Origin of the sequence: Dehalobacter sp. DCM, assembly GCF_024972775.1 — a bacterium.
Taxonomy (GTDB): domain Bacteria; phylum Bacillota; class Desulfitobacteriia; order Desulfitobacteriales; family Syntrophobotulaceae; genus Dehalobacter.
The window spans coordinates 3,111,876-3,127,155 of the sequence record NZ_CP092282.1; the positions used below are offsets into that span (position 1 = coordinate 3,111,876).

Sequence of the window (15,280 nt, forward strand, 5' to 3'; positions counted from 1 at the left end):
AGCACTAGCGATTCTCTAATGTCTTCCCCTCAAAGACATAGACAGCCGGTCCGGTCATATCCACCGTATTATCCTTATTCCATGCAATCTCCAAATCTCCGCCGGGCAAGTGGACAGTCACGTTTCTCTGGGTTTTACCTGCCGATACAGCCGCGACAACGCAGGCACAGGCTCCGGTCCCACAGGCAAGCGTCGGTCCTGCCCCTCGTTCCCAAACCTTTACAGTAATTTCCTGCGGATTATCGATCCGTACGAATTCAACATTCGTTTTTTTCGGAAAAAGCGGGTGTTTTTCAATGGCTGGTCCCAGTGATTCGAACAGCAGCGCGTCCAGATCATCGACGATAATAACACAATGCGGATTGCCCATCGACACAGCCGAGAATAGGAATTCTTGGCCTTCGGCAATCAATTTTTCATTTAAAGCGTTCTCTTTTTCAGCTAAAACCGGAATCAAACCCGGAACAAGACAGGGTTCACCCATATTGACGGTTACTCCAACCACTTCTTCCTCACTGATTTCCAAGTTAACCGAAAGAATCCCCGCCAGCGTTTCGATGGTCATTGCTTTCTTTTTGACATAGCCGCGATCATAGACATATCTGGCAAAACAGCGTATCCCATTGCCGCACATCTCCGGTTCTGAACCATCCGGATTAAATATACGCATCCGTGCGTCAGCCTTATCCGAAGCGAGGATGACGAGCAATCCGTCTGCGCCAATCCCGAAACGACGATGACAGGCGCGAACCGCTATTTCGGAATAATCCATAGGGTCATGTAAAAGAAAATGATCCAGGCAGATAAAATCGTTTCCCAGACCATGCATTTTCACAAAATCCATACAGGTTCCCCTTTTCTAACCTTTTCTAACCTTTTCTAAAGAATACTATGAGATTAGCCTCGGGGTCAATATTTTTGACAGAAGTATACATAATCCGTCCGGCATAAAATGTTATGCCGGACTCAACACCACCGGCAGGATTGAATTGTGTCATAGTTTCTTCTGTATCAAACGTGGCCTGGGGCTGTCTGTTTTCGCGGCATTTCCTATCATGCGAATCAAACCGATGATTACACTCGGTCCGCCGGCAACGAGCAGGATTACAATCCACTGCCAGCCAGTAAGTGCCGTCGTCTTAAAAATAGTCTGCATAAAAGGCAGATAAATCGCACAGAGCTGCATGGTCACTGAAACGGCTACAGCACCGACTAATAAGGGATTAGAGAATATACCCACCTCGAAAATCCCTCTGCGTTCCGATTTGCAATCAAATACATGAAAGAGCTGCGAGAATACCAATGTTGTAAACGCCATTGTCCGAGCTGCCAGTAAACTTGTACCGTAAAATAATCCAATAACGAATACCAGCAACGTGCCCAGTCCGATTATTGTTCCTCGTATCAATATTTTTTTTCCCAGACCTTTGGCAAAAACATTTTCTCCGGGCAGGCGCGGACTTCTTTTCATAATATCCGGTTCGGATCCGTCAACACCCAAGGCCATAGCAGGCAACCCATCCGTTACCAGATTCACCCACAGTATCTGTATAGGTAACAGCGGCAGAGGCAGTCCGGTCAGTGTTCCCAAGAACATTGTGAGTACTTCCCCGAGATTACAGGACAAAAGATAACGAATGAATTTGCGGATATTGTCATAGATTCCCCGCCCTTCCTCAACTGCAGCCACAATCGTTGCAAAGTTATCGTCAGATATGATCATGGCTGAGGCTTCCTTGGTTACATCCGTCCCTGTTTGTCCCATAGCGACGCCAATATCCGCTTCTTTAACCGCCGGCGCATCATTAACACCGTCACCAGTCATCGCCACAATTTGTTTATTCTTTTTATACGCCCGAACAATGCGCAATTTATCTCGTGGTGCCACTCTGGCAAAAACAGAAATATCCATGACCTGATGTTCCAGATCGTCATCGCTCATTTGGTCAAGATCTATACCGGTCACGACGTGCTCATCTGTGCCTTTGATGATCCCTAACTCTTTGGCCACCGCTTGTGCTGTCAGTTTATGATCACCGGTGATCATCACCGGTTTTATACCGGCTGCCTGGCATATTTTGATGGCTTTAATAGCGCTGGTACGCGGAGGATCAATCATCCCCATCAGGCCAAGGAACGTGAGATTATCTTCCACCTCGCCGCTGACATCACTCTTGGGAATGTCTCTGACAGCCAGGGCCAGGACTCTCAGGGCATGCGTCGCCATCTCATCATTATAGGCAAGAATCTTCTTCCGTCTCTCAGGGGTCATCGGGACAACACCATCTTTGGTCATCTCCTGTGTACATAAGCCTAAGATAACATCGGCAGCCCCTTTTACATAAGCCGTGAAGGCATCTTTGCTTTTATAAATAACTGTCATCCGTTTACGCTCGGATTCAAAAGGAATCTCAGCGACCCGCTGTTCCTTCCGTTCAAGCCCTTCACGCCAGATACCCGCCTTCGCTGCAGCAACTAATAATGCACCTTCTGTGGGATCGCCATCGATCCCCCAAACGCTGTCCGGATTCTTGCCACGAAATAACCCGACTACCCGGACGCCTTTTTTAGTCAGCACGGCATTGTTGCATAGGGCTGCGCATTTTAACAATTCTTGCAGGGGGCCTTTTTCCTTATAGGGATTGATGCCATGATATTCTCCTTTAGGGTCATAACCCTGTCCTGTCAGTGAAATAATCTGATTATCGCAGAATATCCTGCGCACTGTCATTTCATTTTGTGTCAGTGTCCCCGTCTTATCCGAACAAATAACCGTCGCACAGCCCAGTGTTTCTACTGCCGGCAGTTTACGGATTACTGCATTGCGCTTGACCATCCGTTGTACACCAATGGCCAATGCAACCGTAACGATAGCCGGTAGACCTTCCGGGATTGCCGCTACTGCCAACGAAACGCCGGCAAAGAACATTTTTTCAAAACTCTCGCCTTGCAGGATCCCGGTAATAACAACGACCACGCAGACTGCCACACTGATTGTCACCAACCATTTGCCTAGTTGGGCGAGTCTTTTCTGAAGAGGGGTCTCCTCGTCCTGCACTTCCTGAATCATTCCGGCAATGACTCCCATTTCCGTATCCATTCCGGTGGCAACTACGACACCAAGACCACGGCCATTGACAACGATCGTCCCCATATAGCCCATATTTTTTCTGTCTGCTATTGGCAGGTATTCATCCAATAGGGGGTGATCTACTTTGGCTGTGGGTTGGGATTCTCCTGTCAGCGCCGATTCCTCAACACGGATATTGGTTGTTTTCAGCCAGCGGATATCTGCCGGTATACGATCACCTGCATCCAGCATGACAATATCACCGGGAACCAGTTCCGAAGCGGGCACGCGTACCGTTGTGTTGTTACGCAGTACCATCGCTTCGGGAGCAGCTAGAGAACGCAGGGCTTCCATGGATCTCTCGGCACGATATTCCTGAATAAACCCTAAAATTGCATTCACAAAAACAATAGCCAGAATCGTTACAGCATCTGCGATTTCACCCAATAATCCCGATATCAACGTAGCAACCATCAGGACCATCACCATAAAATCCTTGAATTGACCCAAAAACAAGAAAACCGGATTAATTCCCTTTTTGATACTCAATGTATTCTTACCGAATTCCGCCAGTCTTCGGGTGACCTCCTTATCGCTAAGGCCTTTTCCCGGTTCGACCCGAAATCCCTTGCATATTTCAACATCTGTCATGATATGCCAAATCTGCCGCTGCATTCGTGTGCCTCCTTTTTCTTTGTGAATCTTTCCTGCCTGCATAAATTCAATAAGGCATTCCCTCATAGTAATGCTATTCAGCCTGTCCAGAAAAAAGTACTGCCTGACAGATGATTGTGTATACGATTTGCACGTTACGATGGCAATATAGGTGGACAATGGAATTCGAGAAATTCAGCCGTCCTTATGCTATACTGATAACATCTCAACATATCTGAATACCAACGCATCCCATTCTGAAAGGATACACATTATGGCATTAGACAGTATTACTCTTTACCATTTGATCAAAGAGCTTCAGCCGCAGTTAATCGGCACCCGCATTGACAAGATACAGCAGCCTGAAAAGGAAGAGATCCACCTGATCATACGCGGATCGGGTAAAAATATGCGTCTATTATTAAACGCCGGAAGTACCGCTGTCCGGCTCCACCTCAGTTCTGAAAGCAAAAAGAACCCCCTCACTCCGCCGATGTTTTGCATGATTCTGCGCAAGCACATTGAAAACGGTAAAATCATTGCTATCCGCCAAGTTGGTTTAGAGCGTGTCGTTACCCTGACCATTCAGAATTACAATGAGCGCGGTGATCTGCAGAATTATGACTTGCATTTGGAAATCATGGCCAAGCACAGTAACCTGATCCTGGTCGATTCGGAAACAAACATCATTCTCGACGGTATTCGCCGATATTCGCATCTTCTCAGCCGTCACCGCGAAGTTCTTCCCGGAAGACGTTATGTGGCGCCACCATCACAAAATAAAATCGAACCGATGGGTAATGAAGAAAAGTGGATGCAGAAAATTTTGGAGACACCGCTTGACAGAAGAATCTCCGACATCTTAGTCATGTTCTTTGATGGAATCAGTCCGGAACTTGCCAGAGAAATCGTCCTGAGAGCCGAGCTCGATCCGAATAGCGTACTGGATAACTGCGGTGAAATCGATTTAAGCCGACTGTATCAGGCCTATGCGTATTTTTTGATAGATAAAGCCGTCTTGCCGCTCGCTCCCTGCGTCTATTATGCGTCGGACAAAGATAAGCAGACACCCACAGCTTTTTCGATTGTTCCTTATCGGCAATACGCGGATCTTTACCGAAAGGACCTCTCCAGTCTGAATGATACGGTGGACCTGTATTATACTCAGAAAAATACTTCCAATAAAAACGATGCAAAAAAGGGTTCACTGCGCAAGGTTGTTCAGGACCATTTAAGCCATGTGATCAAAAAAGACGGTATCTACACGGAGACCACTGCCAAAGCCCAAAAAGGACTGGCCTATCAGAAACTGGGAGAACTATTAACGGCCAACTTGTATAAATTGACACCCGGGATGAAGGAAGTCACAGTCGAAGACTATACTGATCCTGAATATCAGCCGTTGACAATTACGTTGGATCCGAATCTATCCGGAATCGACAATGCGCAACGGTATTACAAAATATACAGCAAAGCCAAGTCGACGATAAAAAACACACTACCCCTTCAGGAAGATGTCCGCCAAGAGATGGCATACCTTCAGTCTTTACTCCTAAGCATTGATCAAACCGCGAATGATACTGAACTGGGTGAAGTCTATCAGGAACTGATCGATCAAGGGTATGTCGCATGGAAACACGGTAAGGGGGACGATGCCAGGCACTCCGGGGGGAAAGGCCTCGCTGCCGGCAAGGGCAACCGCTCCGGCACCGGCGGCAAAAAAGCGAAAGAAGCCCCGGTGTACTCTATTCCTCATCATTATTCTTCACAAACTGGCAAAACAATTATCGTCGGACGCAACAATAAGCAAAACGACTGTATGACCTGGCGCGAAGCAAAACCAGGGGACCTCTGGCTGCATGTAAAAAATATACCGGGATCCCATGTCATTGTTCCACTGACGGAAGGCGAAGAATTCCCGGATGATCCGACCCTGCTTGATGCCGCAGCACTGGCAATTTACTACAGCCAAGCCCGTGGCTCATCCCACGTTCCGGTGGATTATACCCATGTCCGCGAGATTAAGAAACCCCGCGGAGCAAAGCCCGGGATGGTCGTTTACGAGCAAAACTGGTCCCTGCTCTTAACCCCGGATCAGGACACCATTAACCGTCTCCTCTCCACCGAAACCTAAAAAATAAAAACAATTTCGGAAAAGAGATTGACAAAAGGTAACATGTTACGTATATAATATACGTAACATGTTACCTTTTGTTTTTGGCTATGTTTTCCTAAAAACCTACAAATGATTTAGGACGGCGACGCCATGGATGTGCTTATCTTGTGAATGACCATTCCCAGGAACAGTAATTATGAGAGGTGAAATAGTGAACGAAATAGAACAACAGGCATTTATCTTCGGCAATATTTTTGTTTTGGCCAACAGGCTCCAGGTACTGGGTGATGCTTTTGATAAAAACATAACCATCAAGCAATGGCTGTTCTTGGCCTGTGTCGCCCAGTTTAAGTCAGCGCCCACCGTGAGTGAAGTCGCAGAGCATATTGGTTATTCCAGGCAGAACGCCAAGCGCATGGCAGATGCACTCGAACAAAGGGAGTTTGTCCGCATCGTCAAAGATAACACCGATGCCAGAGCATTACGGATCCATCTGACTCCCAAGTTTAACGATTATTTTGAATCACGTCGCCAAAAAGAAGTCGCATTTATACAAAACCTATTTCATGGATTTGACTTGAAATTAACGAGCGGATTGTATCAAGGATTAATCCAACTTACAGAAAATATGATCACGATGGAGAAAGAAAATGCGGAAGTTAAGGAGTAGAAAAATGACGTCAATCATTTTAAGTGTAATTGCACTGATCCTCGTAATCGCCCTCTATTTTATTCAGCCTTATTCCCCATTAAAATCCGATTTTTATCAATTGGCCAACCGGTTGATCTCTGAGTCCGGAGAAGGAACTGCGCTTTTTGGGCAGCAGGATATCGCCGATCTACCGACGCCCATACAGAAATATTTTATTCACTGCGGTTATATCGGGACCCCGAAAATGGCTTGGCTGAAAACAGAATTCAAAAACGTTGCTTTTTCTACCGGTGTCGGTAAAGCAACGCTTAAGATGGATTATACACAGTATAACTTTGTAGAAGTACCCAACCGTTTAGCCTTTATTGACAGCGCGCTGTACGGAATACCCTTTCAAGGTTTCGATAGCTTCAGTCAAGGAAAAGGTTCGATGAAAGGAGTCATCGCCAAGGCGTTTACTTTATTTGACCAACAGGGTGCTGAAATGGATAAAGCCTGTCTTGTAACGGTCCTGGCCGAATGCTTGTATGTCCCTAATATTGCTCTCCAAAACTATATCACGTGGGAAGCAATCGATGATACCCATGCCAAAGCGACCATCAATTACTTCGGTATGCAAGGCGAAGGCATTTTTACCTTCAGTGCCACAGGCGAAATGCTTTCGTTTACGACAAATGACCGTATGGCGGTCGGGTTTGACGGGGTGAAGCAACGCGTTTCCTGGACAGCCGTATGCTCCGATTACACAAGAAATGACAACGGGATCCTCAAACCAACCAATTTTAAAGCCATCTGGCATTATCCCCAAGGCGACCATATTTATTTTGACGGAGACCTAGTGCCATGTAAACCCTAATTCCTGTACATCCTTGCGGCAAATTTCATGTAATACTGCGTTGTCTTGCCGCTCCTACACCTTCCATGGTGTCCGCGGCATTAGTCCATCCGTGGACGTTAATCGGCATACGCTCGGTATGCCTTGCCTCCGACGGCCAAGGATGGCCTAGTGTCGCGATGCCATGGAGGGCAAGGAGCGACCGCCTTGTCTTACAAGAAATCTGCTCGCAATTATATTACGGTTTTAGAGTTTACAATGCACTAGTATCGGAATAAAATCCTTTCCCCGCTTCCCTGGCCTGTTTCTGAAGCGCTATAAATTCATCGACATATTTGACGTTTGGCGGATAGGTGTCCACGCTGGCATGCCCTTCCGCCAAAAGTGTTTTATTGACCATTTCACCATCAAGGTAAACATAAGCCAGCAGACGGCCATACCGATCGCGCTCCTCGACATCGCGTTCAATTTGCACCGACCGGCCTGCCAGTAACGATTTCGTATAATCGGCGGCGATTTTTCCATAGGGTACGTTTTTATCCTGATCGGGGTGCACAGATTCCGGTGTATCAATGCCGATCAGCCTGACCCGCTCATTTTTCCCGTTAATATCGAGGATGATCGTATCGCCGTCCACCACCCTGACCACACGATAAGGACCCATTAAGTCCACAGGGATATCATTTCTGTCGTTCGCTTTTAATGCCGCAATAAGATGTGATCCTGTTTTCTGTCCATAGACGACCGAAAACAGGATTACACCTATGATTACCAGATAACTTATTCGTTTCGTTGTGATGTTTTTTTTACTCATTAGATATTCACATTTCTCAAAAATTTTTCCCGGTCACCTAGTATTATGATAATTAGACAAATATATTTGTTAGGGTCCGGTCCACGCACCACATTCCGCTTTCGGCTCTTGCGCCATCCGTGAATTTGCATTAAGGAAGTTAAAATTCTTTTGCCCTCCTTGGCGAATTTTAACTTAGGTCCATCCATGGACCGTTGCGCTTCGCCTCCATGCGCCGCTTGGCGCTGGAATTGTGGTACGCAGACCGTGCTATGAAGCTGAATGTCCAGTTATTTAGAGAGCGTTGTACTAGTTATACTGAGACCGGTCATACACTGACCGGTCAAGAATAATAGCTCATAAAACGAAGTGGCAAGGTATTTGAAAATTATCTGCACGGGATTGGAAGGCTTATTTGATGCCCCTGCTACCCGGCTTTTCACATGGTATTCCTTGTTGACAAAGCGTACAATTTTCCGGTTCAAAGGCTTCAATATTCAACTGGATCAAGCTATGCAGTTCTATCCCGTCAAAATCTGCTTTGCCGCCGCTGCGGTCAACCAAAACGCCGACACCCACCGGCACAGCACCCGCTTCCTTAACAATTTCAATGACTTCTTTCACCGACCCGCCGGTTGTGATCACATCTTCAACGACCAGAACCTTTTCACCGGGCTCGAGTTTAAATCCTCGGCGCAAAGCCATGACGCCATCTTGTCTTTCGGTAAAGATTGATTTGACACCGAGGGATCTGCCAACTTCATGGGCGACAATGATTCCGCCCATTGCCGGTCCGATGACTGTCTCGATCTCCATTCCCGTGAATTTATCCGCGAGCTCTTTACCCAGTACAGCCGCTTTTCTCGGATACTGTAAAACCTGGGCGCACTGCATATATTGCGCACTATGTTTGCCGGATGTCAATTTAAAATGGCCATTCAGTAAAGCACCTGTTTCTATAAAAATGCCTAATATCTCTTCATTACTTAGTTTTTGATTATTAGAACAGCAGTTCGTCACAATAAGTCCACCCTTCTTATCATTTTGCTTTGTATTTTACCATCTTCATCTCTAAAAATAAAATACTTTATGACCTTTAGTCTAGCCATGGCTATCTTTCAATGACGTGTCTTTTATTCTGATCTGGGATAAAAGCATGCCGGCGAACATCAGAACACACCCTAAAAGCTCAACGCTGCCCAGTCGTTCATTCAGAATAAAGTATCCGCCAATACCGGCAAATAAGGTCTCCATGCTCAAAACAATAGCGGCTTGAGATGGTTTCGCATATTTCTGCCCCACGATCTGAAGCGTGTAGGCAACACCCACTGAACAGATTCCGCCATAGAGAATCGGAACCGCTGTCAAGGTGATGCCCTGCCAGGTAATGGTTTCAAAGATCACGGCCGCTGCCATACACAGTACAGAACAAACAATAAACTGATAAAAAGCCAGCCGAAGCGCATCGATCCGTTTGACATAAGCGTCAATGATCAAAATATGCGCGGTCCAAAACAAAGAGCCACATAACTCGAACAAATCGCCGCGCTCTATCTCAAAACCTGTTTTGACGCTCAAGAAATACAACCCGACAACGGCCATGACCGTTCCCAGGACAGCCGTTTTCGCTAAACGCTGTTTGAACAATACATATCCCACGATGGGTACAAAGACCATGTATAACCCCGTGACAAAAGCCGCTTTTCCCGCTTCCGTATAAATCAATCCGATTTGCTGCAGGGAAGCCGCGCAAAAGAGAACAAGACCGACAATCAAACCCGGCTTTAATGCCGCTTTCCATATGTGTGGAACCTGATCCATTTTGCCTTGTTTTCTATCGAAGTACACCATTAAGGGAAGCAGAGAAAGAGCGCCCAATGCAAAACGGACGCCGTTAAAGGTAAATGGCCCGATATGTTCCATGCCCACGCGCTGAGCAACAAAAGCCAGCCCCCAAATCAAAGCGGCCAGCAAAAGAAGGACATTCGATTTTTGCGAACTCATTGTATACTCCTTCAGAAACAAACTCTTTAAAAATTAGACACTCTAAGGAATAACGCTTATATAAATGTTGAATTAGTTGGAATAGTTAGATTAGAGTATTTTCGAAAGGAAAGCTTTTGTGCGCTCCTCTTTGGCTTCCGCAAAAAATGTCTTGGGATCGCCTTGTTCGATAATCCGACCTTCGTCCATGAAAATAACTCTGTCCCCAACCTCACGGGCAAAACCCATTTCATGGGTCACAACAACCATGGTCATTCCCTCATGGGCCAAGTTTTTCATCACATCGAGCACTTCATTGATCATTTCCGGATCCAGTGCCGACGTTGGCTCATCAAACAGCATGACTTTGGGACGCATGGCTAAAGCGCGCGCAATGGCCACCCGCTGCTGTTGTCCGCCGGAAAGCTGCTCCGGATAAGCATTCGCCTTATCGGATAAGCCGACCTTTTCCAATAGCACTATCGCCGTTTTTTCTGCCTCTTTAGCAGAAACTTTGCGGACCTGCATCGGTGCCAGGGTAATGTTTTTGAGTACAGACATATGCGGAAAAAGGTTAAAACGTTGAAAGACCATCCCGACTTCGGTACGGACGGTATTAATATTAGCACTGTTGCTTAAAGGGATCCCATCAACAACAATCGCTCCATCAGAGGGTTCTTCCAAGTAGTTGATACAGCGAAGTAGCGTGCTCTTACCGGAACCGCTCGGCCCGATAACGACAACAACTTCTTTTTCTTTGACATGGAGATCGACACCTTTAAGCACGTGGAGTTTTCCAAATTTTTTATGCAAATTCGTGATCGTGATCATTCGATGTTATACCTCCGCTCCAAATAGCCGACCAGACGGGAGATCACAAAGGTCATTACCAGGTATAGAAATGCTACCGTCAGCCAGATTTCAAAGCTGCCATACGTCGTAGCGATGATCAGTTGACCTCGGCGCGTCAGTTCTTCAAAGCCAATGACCGACACCAGCGATGTATCCTTAAGCATAGCGATAAATTCATTCCCTAACGGCGGAATGATCCGTTTAAAAGCCTGGGGAAGAATAATAAACCGCATGGTTTGAGCCCAAGACATTCCTAATGACCGTCCAGCCTCGGTCTGGCCTTTATCTATCGATTAGATCCCGGCGCGGAAAATCTCGGCTATATAAGCACCACTGTTAACGCTGCAGGCTGTGATTGCAGCAATAAACGGGTCGATACGCTGTCCTGAGAGCATTGGCAAAGCCCAGTATATAATAAAAATTTGTACAAGTAGTGGCGTGCCTCTGAGAACATCAACATATATAGCAGACAGAATTTTGATAGGCCAAAATTTTGACAGTCGAGCGATTCCGACAAACATACCGATTATAAGACCAAAGCCGACACTGATAGCCGTAATCTTCAGTGTGATACCGGCCCCGGCAACGAGTAACGGGAAAGAACGCACTATAAGTCCAAAATCAAAGTCCATAATTTCACCCTTAATATAGAGTACCCTGTGTTATTCCCTCAGCGAGTTAAGGATCATTAAACAGGCTTACTTAGTCTATCATATATATTCTGATCGATAAAGGTATAAATCACAATCAACAATCCGTCAATCCATCTCAACAAACTAAAACTGCACACAATTATTCAGCTTAAACAAGGATATGAGGGTACGGCCTCTGTCGCACCCTCATTTAGAAGACAATCTTACTTTTGTGCACCAAACCACTTGGTATAGATTTCGTCATATTTACCATTTTCTCTCAATTTAGCCAAAGCTTGATCAACTTTTTCTGCCAATTCGGTGTTCTTCTTCGCACTAGCGATTCCGTAAGACTCAGCGGTCAAAGGCTCACCAACCTGTTTCGCATCTTTTCCGCCTGCTTGGGTGATGTAATAATCGTTAACCGGTTTATCGTTGATAACAGCGTCAACTCCGCCGGCTTTCAGTTCAAGGAAAGCATCCGGTGCTGTATTGAATTCGCGAATGGTGGCTCCCTCAACTTTTTTGGCCTCCATGGCACCGGTTGTTCCGATTTGAACAGCAATCGTTTTTCCTTTGAGATCATCAAAGCTGGTGATTGTCGTATTATCGGAACGAACAACAATGGTCAGACCTGACTGATAATACGGTTTGGAGAAATTAACCTTGAGAGCGCGTTCATCCGTGATTGTCATAGCTGAGATAACGAGATCAATGGTACCAGCTTCCAATCCGGGGATCAAACCATCAAAAGGCATACCCTGCACCTTGACTTCATAACCCATTTCGTCGCCAATTGCTTTGATCAGGTCCATATCAAAACCGACATATTCTTTGGTTTTTTCATCCTGATATTCAAAAGGAGCAAACGCGGTGTCCGAGCCAACATTCAAGACTTTCTTTTCCGTAGTTTTACTGCCACAACCAAATAAACCGAGTGATAATACGAGAAGGCCAATAAGCATAGTAGTAATTAACTTTTTCGACATCAGCAGAAACCTCCCATAACATATTCTGTTCTTAATTTTACACACGGAAGGTTCATGTAACAAGTATTTAAAAAAAAAATAAATTGTTTTTAATGAATATTATAACAAAAAAAATATTAATATATGGAAATATATTAATATTATGTAAATATATTCAAAAATAAGTTATTATCGTCGTTGATCAGTTCCCTTTATGAAAACAAATTATTTTGGCATTGATGGCATCATCACCGCCACAAATTTTCCAGGGCTTTTCTTGGGTCATCGTTTAGGGTGATTGGTCTTCCCACGACAAGATAGGAACTTCCGGCTTCCAAGGCCATCTGCGGTGTTAAAATCCGTACTTGATCATTCTTCTCACTCCAGGAGGGACGAATTCCCGGTGTTACGAGCAGAAATTCTTTCCCGCATGCCTGGCGAAGCGCTTTAGCCTCCTGGGCCGACGCCACAACACCGTCCAAGCCTGCGTTTTGAGCCAGTTTGGCTAATTTAAGAACCTGTTCCTCCGCACTACCCTGAACCCCGATTGCGCTCAGCTCATCGCCGCTCATACTGGTTAACACCGTGACCCCAATAATCCGTTTGTCAGCCTTATGACACACTTCAGCAGCGCGAGCCATCATTTCATACCCTCCGCTGCAATGGACATTGATCATATCCACCCCCGATGCCGTCAGAACCTTCAGTGTTTTTTCCACAGTGGTCGGTATATCGTGGAGTTTCATATCCAAAAAAATATTGAATCCCATTTCCTTAAACTTGTTAATCAAGCTTAGTCCCGAGAGCGCATAGAGTTCCAGCCCGACTTTAAGCCAACACCCGCTTTTTTCTAACTGTTCAGCCAATTCCAGCGCCTTCTCCGTCGTATTGATATCCAAGGCAACCATGACTTTTTCATTCAAGGCTTGCAGGTTTTCTCTGCTATGTATTGGTTTTTCTATTGAATTCATTTTTTTGTTCCCCTTCTAGTTTCTGTGAGCTAATCCGATGATTTCGCCGATTGAATGATACCCTTTTGCTGAACAATAATTTTTTATCCCATTCACTATCGTGATCGGTGCCGTCGGATCATTGAAATTCGCTGTGCCAATGCTGACTGCGCTCGCTCCTGCCAACATAAACTCAATGGCATCCTCCCAAGTGGATATCCCACCCATACCAATGATCGGCAGTTTGACGGCTTGGTATACCTGATAGACCATTCTGACGGCAATAGGACGGACAGCCGGGCCGGATAGACCGCCCATGGTATTGGCGAGTACCGGTTTCTGCGTCGCGATATCGATAACCATACCCAACAGTGTATTGATCAGGGATACACAATCCGCACCGCCGTTTTCCACGGCTTTGGCCATTTCCGTGATATCGGTCACATTGGGTGATAATTTGGCAATAACCGGCAAATCGGTTTCTCTCCGAACGACGGCAATAGCCTCCTCCGCACTCTTCGGATTGGTGCCAAAAGCCATACCGCCGTGTTTGATATTCGGGCAGGAAATATTGACTTCCAACGCCGCGATGCCACAGCCCAATTGAAAAGAAGAGGCCATAAGCGCATAGTCTTCCAAGGAAAAACCGGAAATATTCAGAATAAGTGCGGTATCCAGGGATCGGATCTCCGGAAGATAGTCCTTCAAAAAGACGTCAAGCCCAGGATTCTCTAACCCGACTGAATTTAAAAGGCCCGATGGTGTCTCGGCCAATCTCGGCACCGGATTACCTAATCTGGGTAAGGGTGTAGTCCCTTTCAGTGTGATTGCCCCCAATTCCGTAGGCGGGCAATACGCTGTATAGGCTTGCCCAAAACCATAAGTCCCCGAGGCTGTTATGACCGGATTCCGGAGTTTTAAACCCGCCAGGTCCGTACTGGCATCAAAAGTCTGCATTCCAAACAACCTCCCGTCCCTTAAATACGGGGCCATCTGAACAAACTCGTTTCCTGGCCGGCTGTCCGTCCTCCCCCATCACGGTACACACACAGCCGACACAAGCCCCGACACCGCACGCCATCCGTTCTTCCAGTGACACTTCGATAGGGACATCATGCGCCAGACATCGATCCGTAACCGCTTTAAGCATGCCGTTCGGGCCACAGGCAGCCGCCTGCAGAAGTCCCTGTTGCCGTAATTCCACGGTATGCTTATGTTCAAGATATTTATCTAACAACAGCGTAACAAGTCCCTTTTCACCGTAACTGCCGTCCATGGTGGCTATCTCAAAATCCAAACCCATGGTGATGAGGCTGCTAAGTCCGGCACTCTCTAGAAAACCCCTATTCTCTCCACCCCAGAGCAGCTTCATCCGAATATTCTTCTTTTGTGCCGCCTGGATCAAAGAATAGAGCGGAAAGATACCAATTCCGCCGGCGATGAGCAACAGTTCACCGTCTTCCGGAACTAAAAATTCCGTGCCTAAAGGACCTAATATACTCAAGTGATCGTTCTCATCAACCTGGGAAAGTAATTCTGTTCCTTTCCCTTTGACCCGATAATAAATCGTCAGTTCTTCCTTTTCACTGTCAATACCGGCGATACTTAACGGTCTTCTTAGCAAAGGATCATTGGTGTTATTCACTTTGATATGAAGAAACTGTCCTGGTCTGGCTTCTTTGGCCGCCTGGCCTTTCAAGACCAGCTTATAGATACCCAGGGCAGGGTGCCCGACAAATCTGTTTTCGACTACGCGTTCTTTAAGGTACACGATT

13 protein-coding genes and 1 pseudogene are annotated in these 15,280 nt (G+C 46.2%); 3 read left to right on the plus strand and 11 right to left on the minus strand.

All coding sequences use genetic code 11. The features are described from left to right. Positions 1-4: 4 nt before the first annotated feature. Positions 5-844: a diaminopimelate epimerase gene (gene dapF, locus LPY66_RS14460; protein WP_337984969.1), complete on the minus strand. Its 840-nt coding sequence runs from the start codon at positions 842-844 to the stop codon at positions 5-7. A gap of 150 nt (positions 845-994) precedes the next feature. Then, complete coding sequence (locus LPY66_RS14465) at positions 995-3,745, minus strand: calcium-transporting P-type ATPase, PMR1-type (protein ID WP_337984970.1); 2,751 nt, start codon at positions 3,743-3,745, stop codon at positions 995-997. A gap of 253 nt (positions 3,746-3,998) precedes the next feature. Between LPY66_RS14465 and LPY66_RS14470 the strand changes: the two genes are divergently transcribed. From LPY66_RS14470 to LPY66_RS14480, 3 genes are all read left to right on the plus strand, one after another. Then, a complete protein-coding gene (locus tag LPY66_RS14470; protein WP_337984971.1) occupies positions 3,999-5,858 on the plus strand; it encodes an Rqc2 family fibronectin-binding protein in 1,860 nt (619 codons plus the stop codon). Between the two features lie 193 nt (positions 5,859-6,051). Continuing rightward, complete coding sequence (locus LPY66_RS14475; RefSeq protein ID WP_337984972.1) at positions 6,052-6,510, plus strand: MarR family transcriptional regulator; 459 nt, start codon at positions 6,052-6,054, stop codon at positions 6,508-6,510. Positions 6,511-6,514: 4 nt separating this feature from the next. Continuing rightward, positions 6,515-7,348, plus strand: a complete 834-nt coding sequence (locus LPY66_RS14480) for a DUF6544 family protein (protein ID WP_337984973.1) — start codon at positions 6,515-6,517, stop codon at positions 7,346-7,348. A 232-nt stretch (positions 7,349-7,580) separates the two neighbouring features. Here LPY66_RS14480 and LPY66_RS14485 read toward each other — a convergent pair whose 3' ends face one another. The 9 genes and pseudogenes from LPY66_RS14485 to LPY66_RS14525 form a co-directional block, all read right to left on the minus strand. Then, positions 7,581-8,141, minus strand: coding sequence for a thermonuclease family protein (locus tag LPY66_RS14485; RefSeq protein WP_337984974.1), 561 nt, complete (start codon positions 8,139-8,141; stop codon positions 7,581-7,583). Between the two features lie 390 nt (positions 8,142-8,531). Continuing rightward, on the minus strand, positions 8,532-9,140 hold the full coding sequence (gene pyrE / locus LPY66_RS14490; protein ID WP_337984975.1) for an orotate phosphoribosyltransferase: 609 nt from the start codon (positions 9,138-9,140) through the stop codon (positions 8,532-8,534). Positions 9,141-9,221: 81 nt separating this feature from the next. Next, positions 9,222-10,124, minus strand: a complete 903-nt coding sequence (locus tag LPY66_RS14495; RefSeq protein ID WP_337984976.1) for a DMT family transporter — start codon at positions 10,122-10,124, stop codon at positions 9,222-9,224. A 90-nt stretch (positions 10,125-10,214) separates the two neighbouring features. After that, positions 10,215-10,934, minus strand: coding sequence for an amino acid ABC transporter ATP-binding protein (locus LPY66_RS14500; protein ID WP_337984977.1), 720 nt, complete (start codon positions 10,932-10,934; stop codon positions 10,215-10,217). Further along, positions 10,931-11,587 (minus strand): annotated as a pseudogene (locus tag LPY66_RS14505) (amino acid ABC transporter permease). The gene LPY66_RS14500 and the pseudogene LPY66_RS14505 overlap by 4 nt, the downstream one beginning before the upstream one ends. 224 nt (positions 11,588-11,811) lie before the next feature. Continuing rightward, positions 11,812-12,576: a basic amino acid ABC transporter substrate-binding protein gene (locus LPY66_RS14510; protein WP_337984978.1), complete on the minus strand. Its 765-nt coding sequence runs from the start codon at positions 12,574-12,576 to the stop codon at positions 11,812-11,814. Positions 12,577-12,803: 227 nt separating this feature from the next. Then, on the minus strand, positions 12,804-13,526 hold the full coding sequence (pyrF, locus tag LPY66_RS14515; protein ID WP_337984979.1) for an orotidine-5'-phosphate decarboxylase: 723 nt from the start codon (positions 13,524-13,526) through the stop codon (positions 12,804-12,806). 15 nt (positions 13,527-13,541) lie between these two features. Beyond that, entirely contained in the window at positions 13,542-14,462 is a 921-nt protein-coding gene (locus LPY66_RS14520) for a dihydroorotate dehydrogenase (protein WP_337984980.1), read from the minus strand. Beyond that, the gene (locus tag LPY66_RS14525) at positions 14,449-15,276 is read right to left on the minus strand and encodes a dihydroorotate dehydrogenase electron transfer subunit (RefSeq protein WP_337984981.1); all 828 of its coding nucleotides are present in this window, start codon (positions 15,274-15,276) and stop codon (positions 14,449-14,451) included. Before LPY66_RS14525 ends, LPY66_RS14520 begins: the two co-directional genes overlap by 14 nt. Between the last annotated feature and the right edge of the window lie 4 nt (positions 15,277-15,280).

Coding starts and splice junctions, on each gene's coding strand:
- dapF (WP_337984969.1), bottom strand. CDS start 844: ATGGATTTTGTGAAAATGCATGGTCTGGGAAACGATTTTATCTGCCTG.
- LPY66_RS14465 (WP_337984970.1), bottom strand. CDS start 3,745: ATGCAGCGGCAGATTTGGCATATCATGACAGATGTTGAAATATGCAAG.
- LPY66_RS14470 (WP_337984971.1), top strand. CDS start 3,999: ATGGCATTAGACAGTATTACTCTTTACCATTTGATCAAAGAGCTTCAG.
- LPY66_RS14480 (WP_337984973.1), top strand. CDS start 6,515: ATGACGTCAATCATTTTAAGTGTAATTGCACTGATCCTCGTAATCGCC.
- LPY66_RS14485 (WP_337984974.1), bottom strand. CDS start 8,141: ATGAGTAAAAAAAACATCACAACGAAACGAATAAGTTATCTGGTAATC.
- LPY66_RS14495 (WP_337984976.1), bottom strand. CDS start 10,124: ATGAGTTCGCAAAAATCGAATGTCCTTCTTTTGCTGGCCGCTTTGATT.
- LPY66_RS14500 (WP_337984977.1), bottom strand. CDS start 10,934: ATGATCACGATCACGAATTTGCATAAAAAATTTGGAAAACTCCACGTG.
- LPY66_RS14510 (WP_337984978.1), bottom strand. CDS start 12,576: ATGTCGAAAAAGTTAATTACTACTATGCTTATTGGCCTTCTCGTATTA.
- pyrF (WP_337984979.1), bottom strand. CDS start 13,526: ATGAATTCAATAGAAAAACCAATACATAGCAGAGAAAACCTGCAAGCC.
- LPY66_RS14520 (WP_337984980.1), bottom strand. CDS start 14,462: ATGCAGACTTTTGATGCCAGTACGGACCTGGCGGGTTTAAAACTCCGG.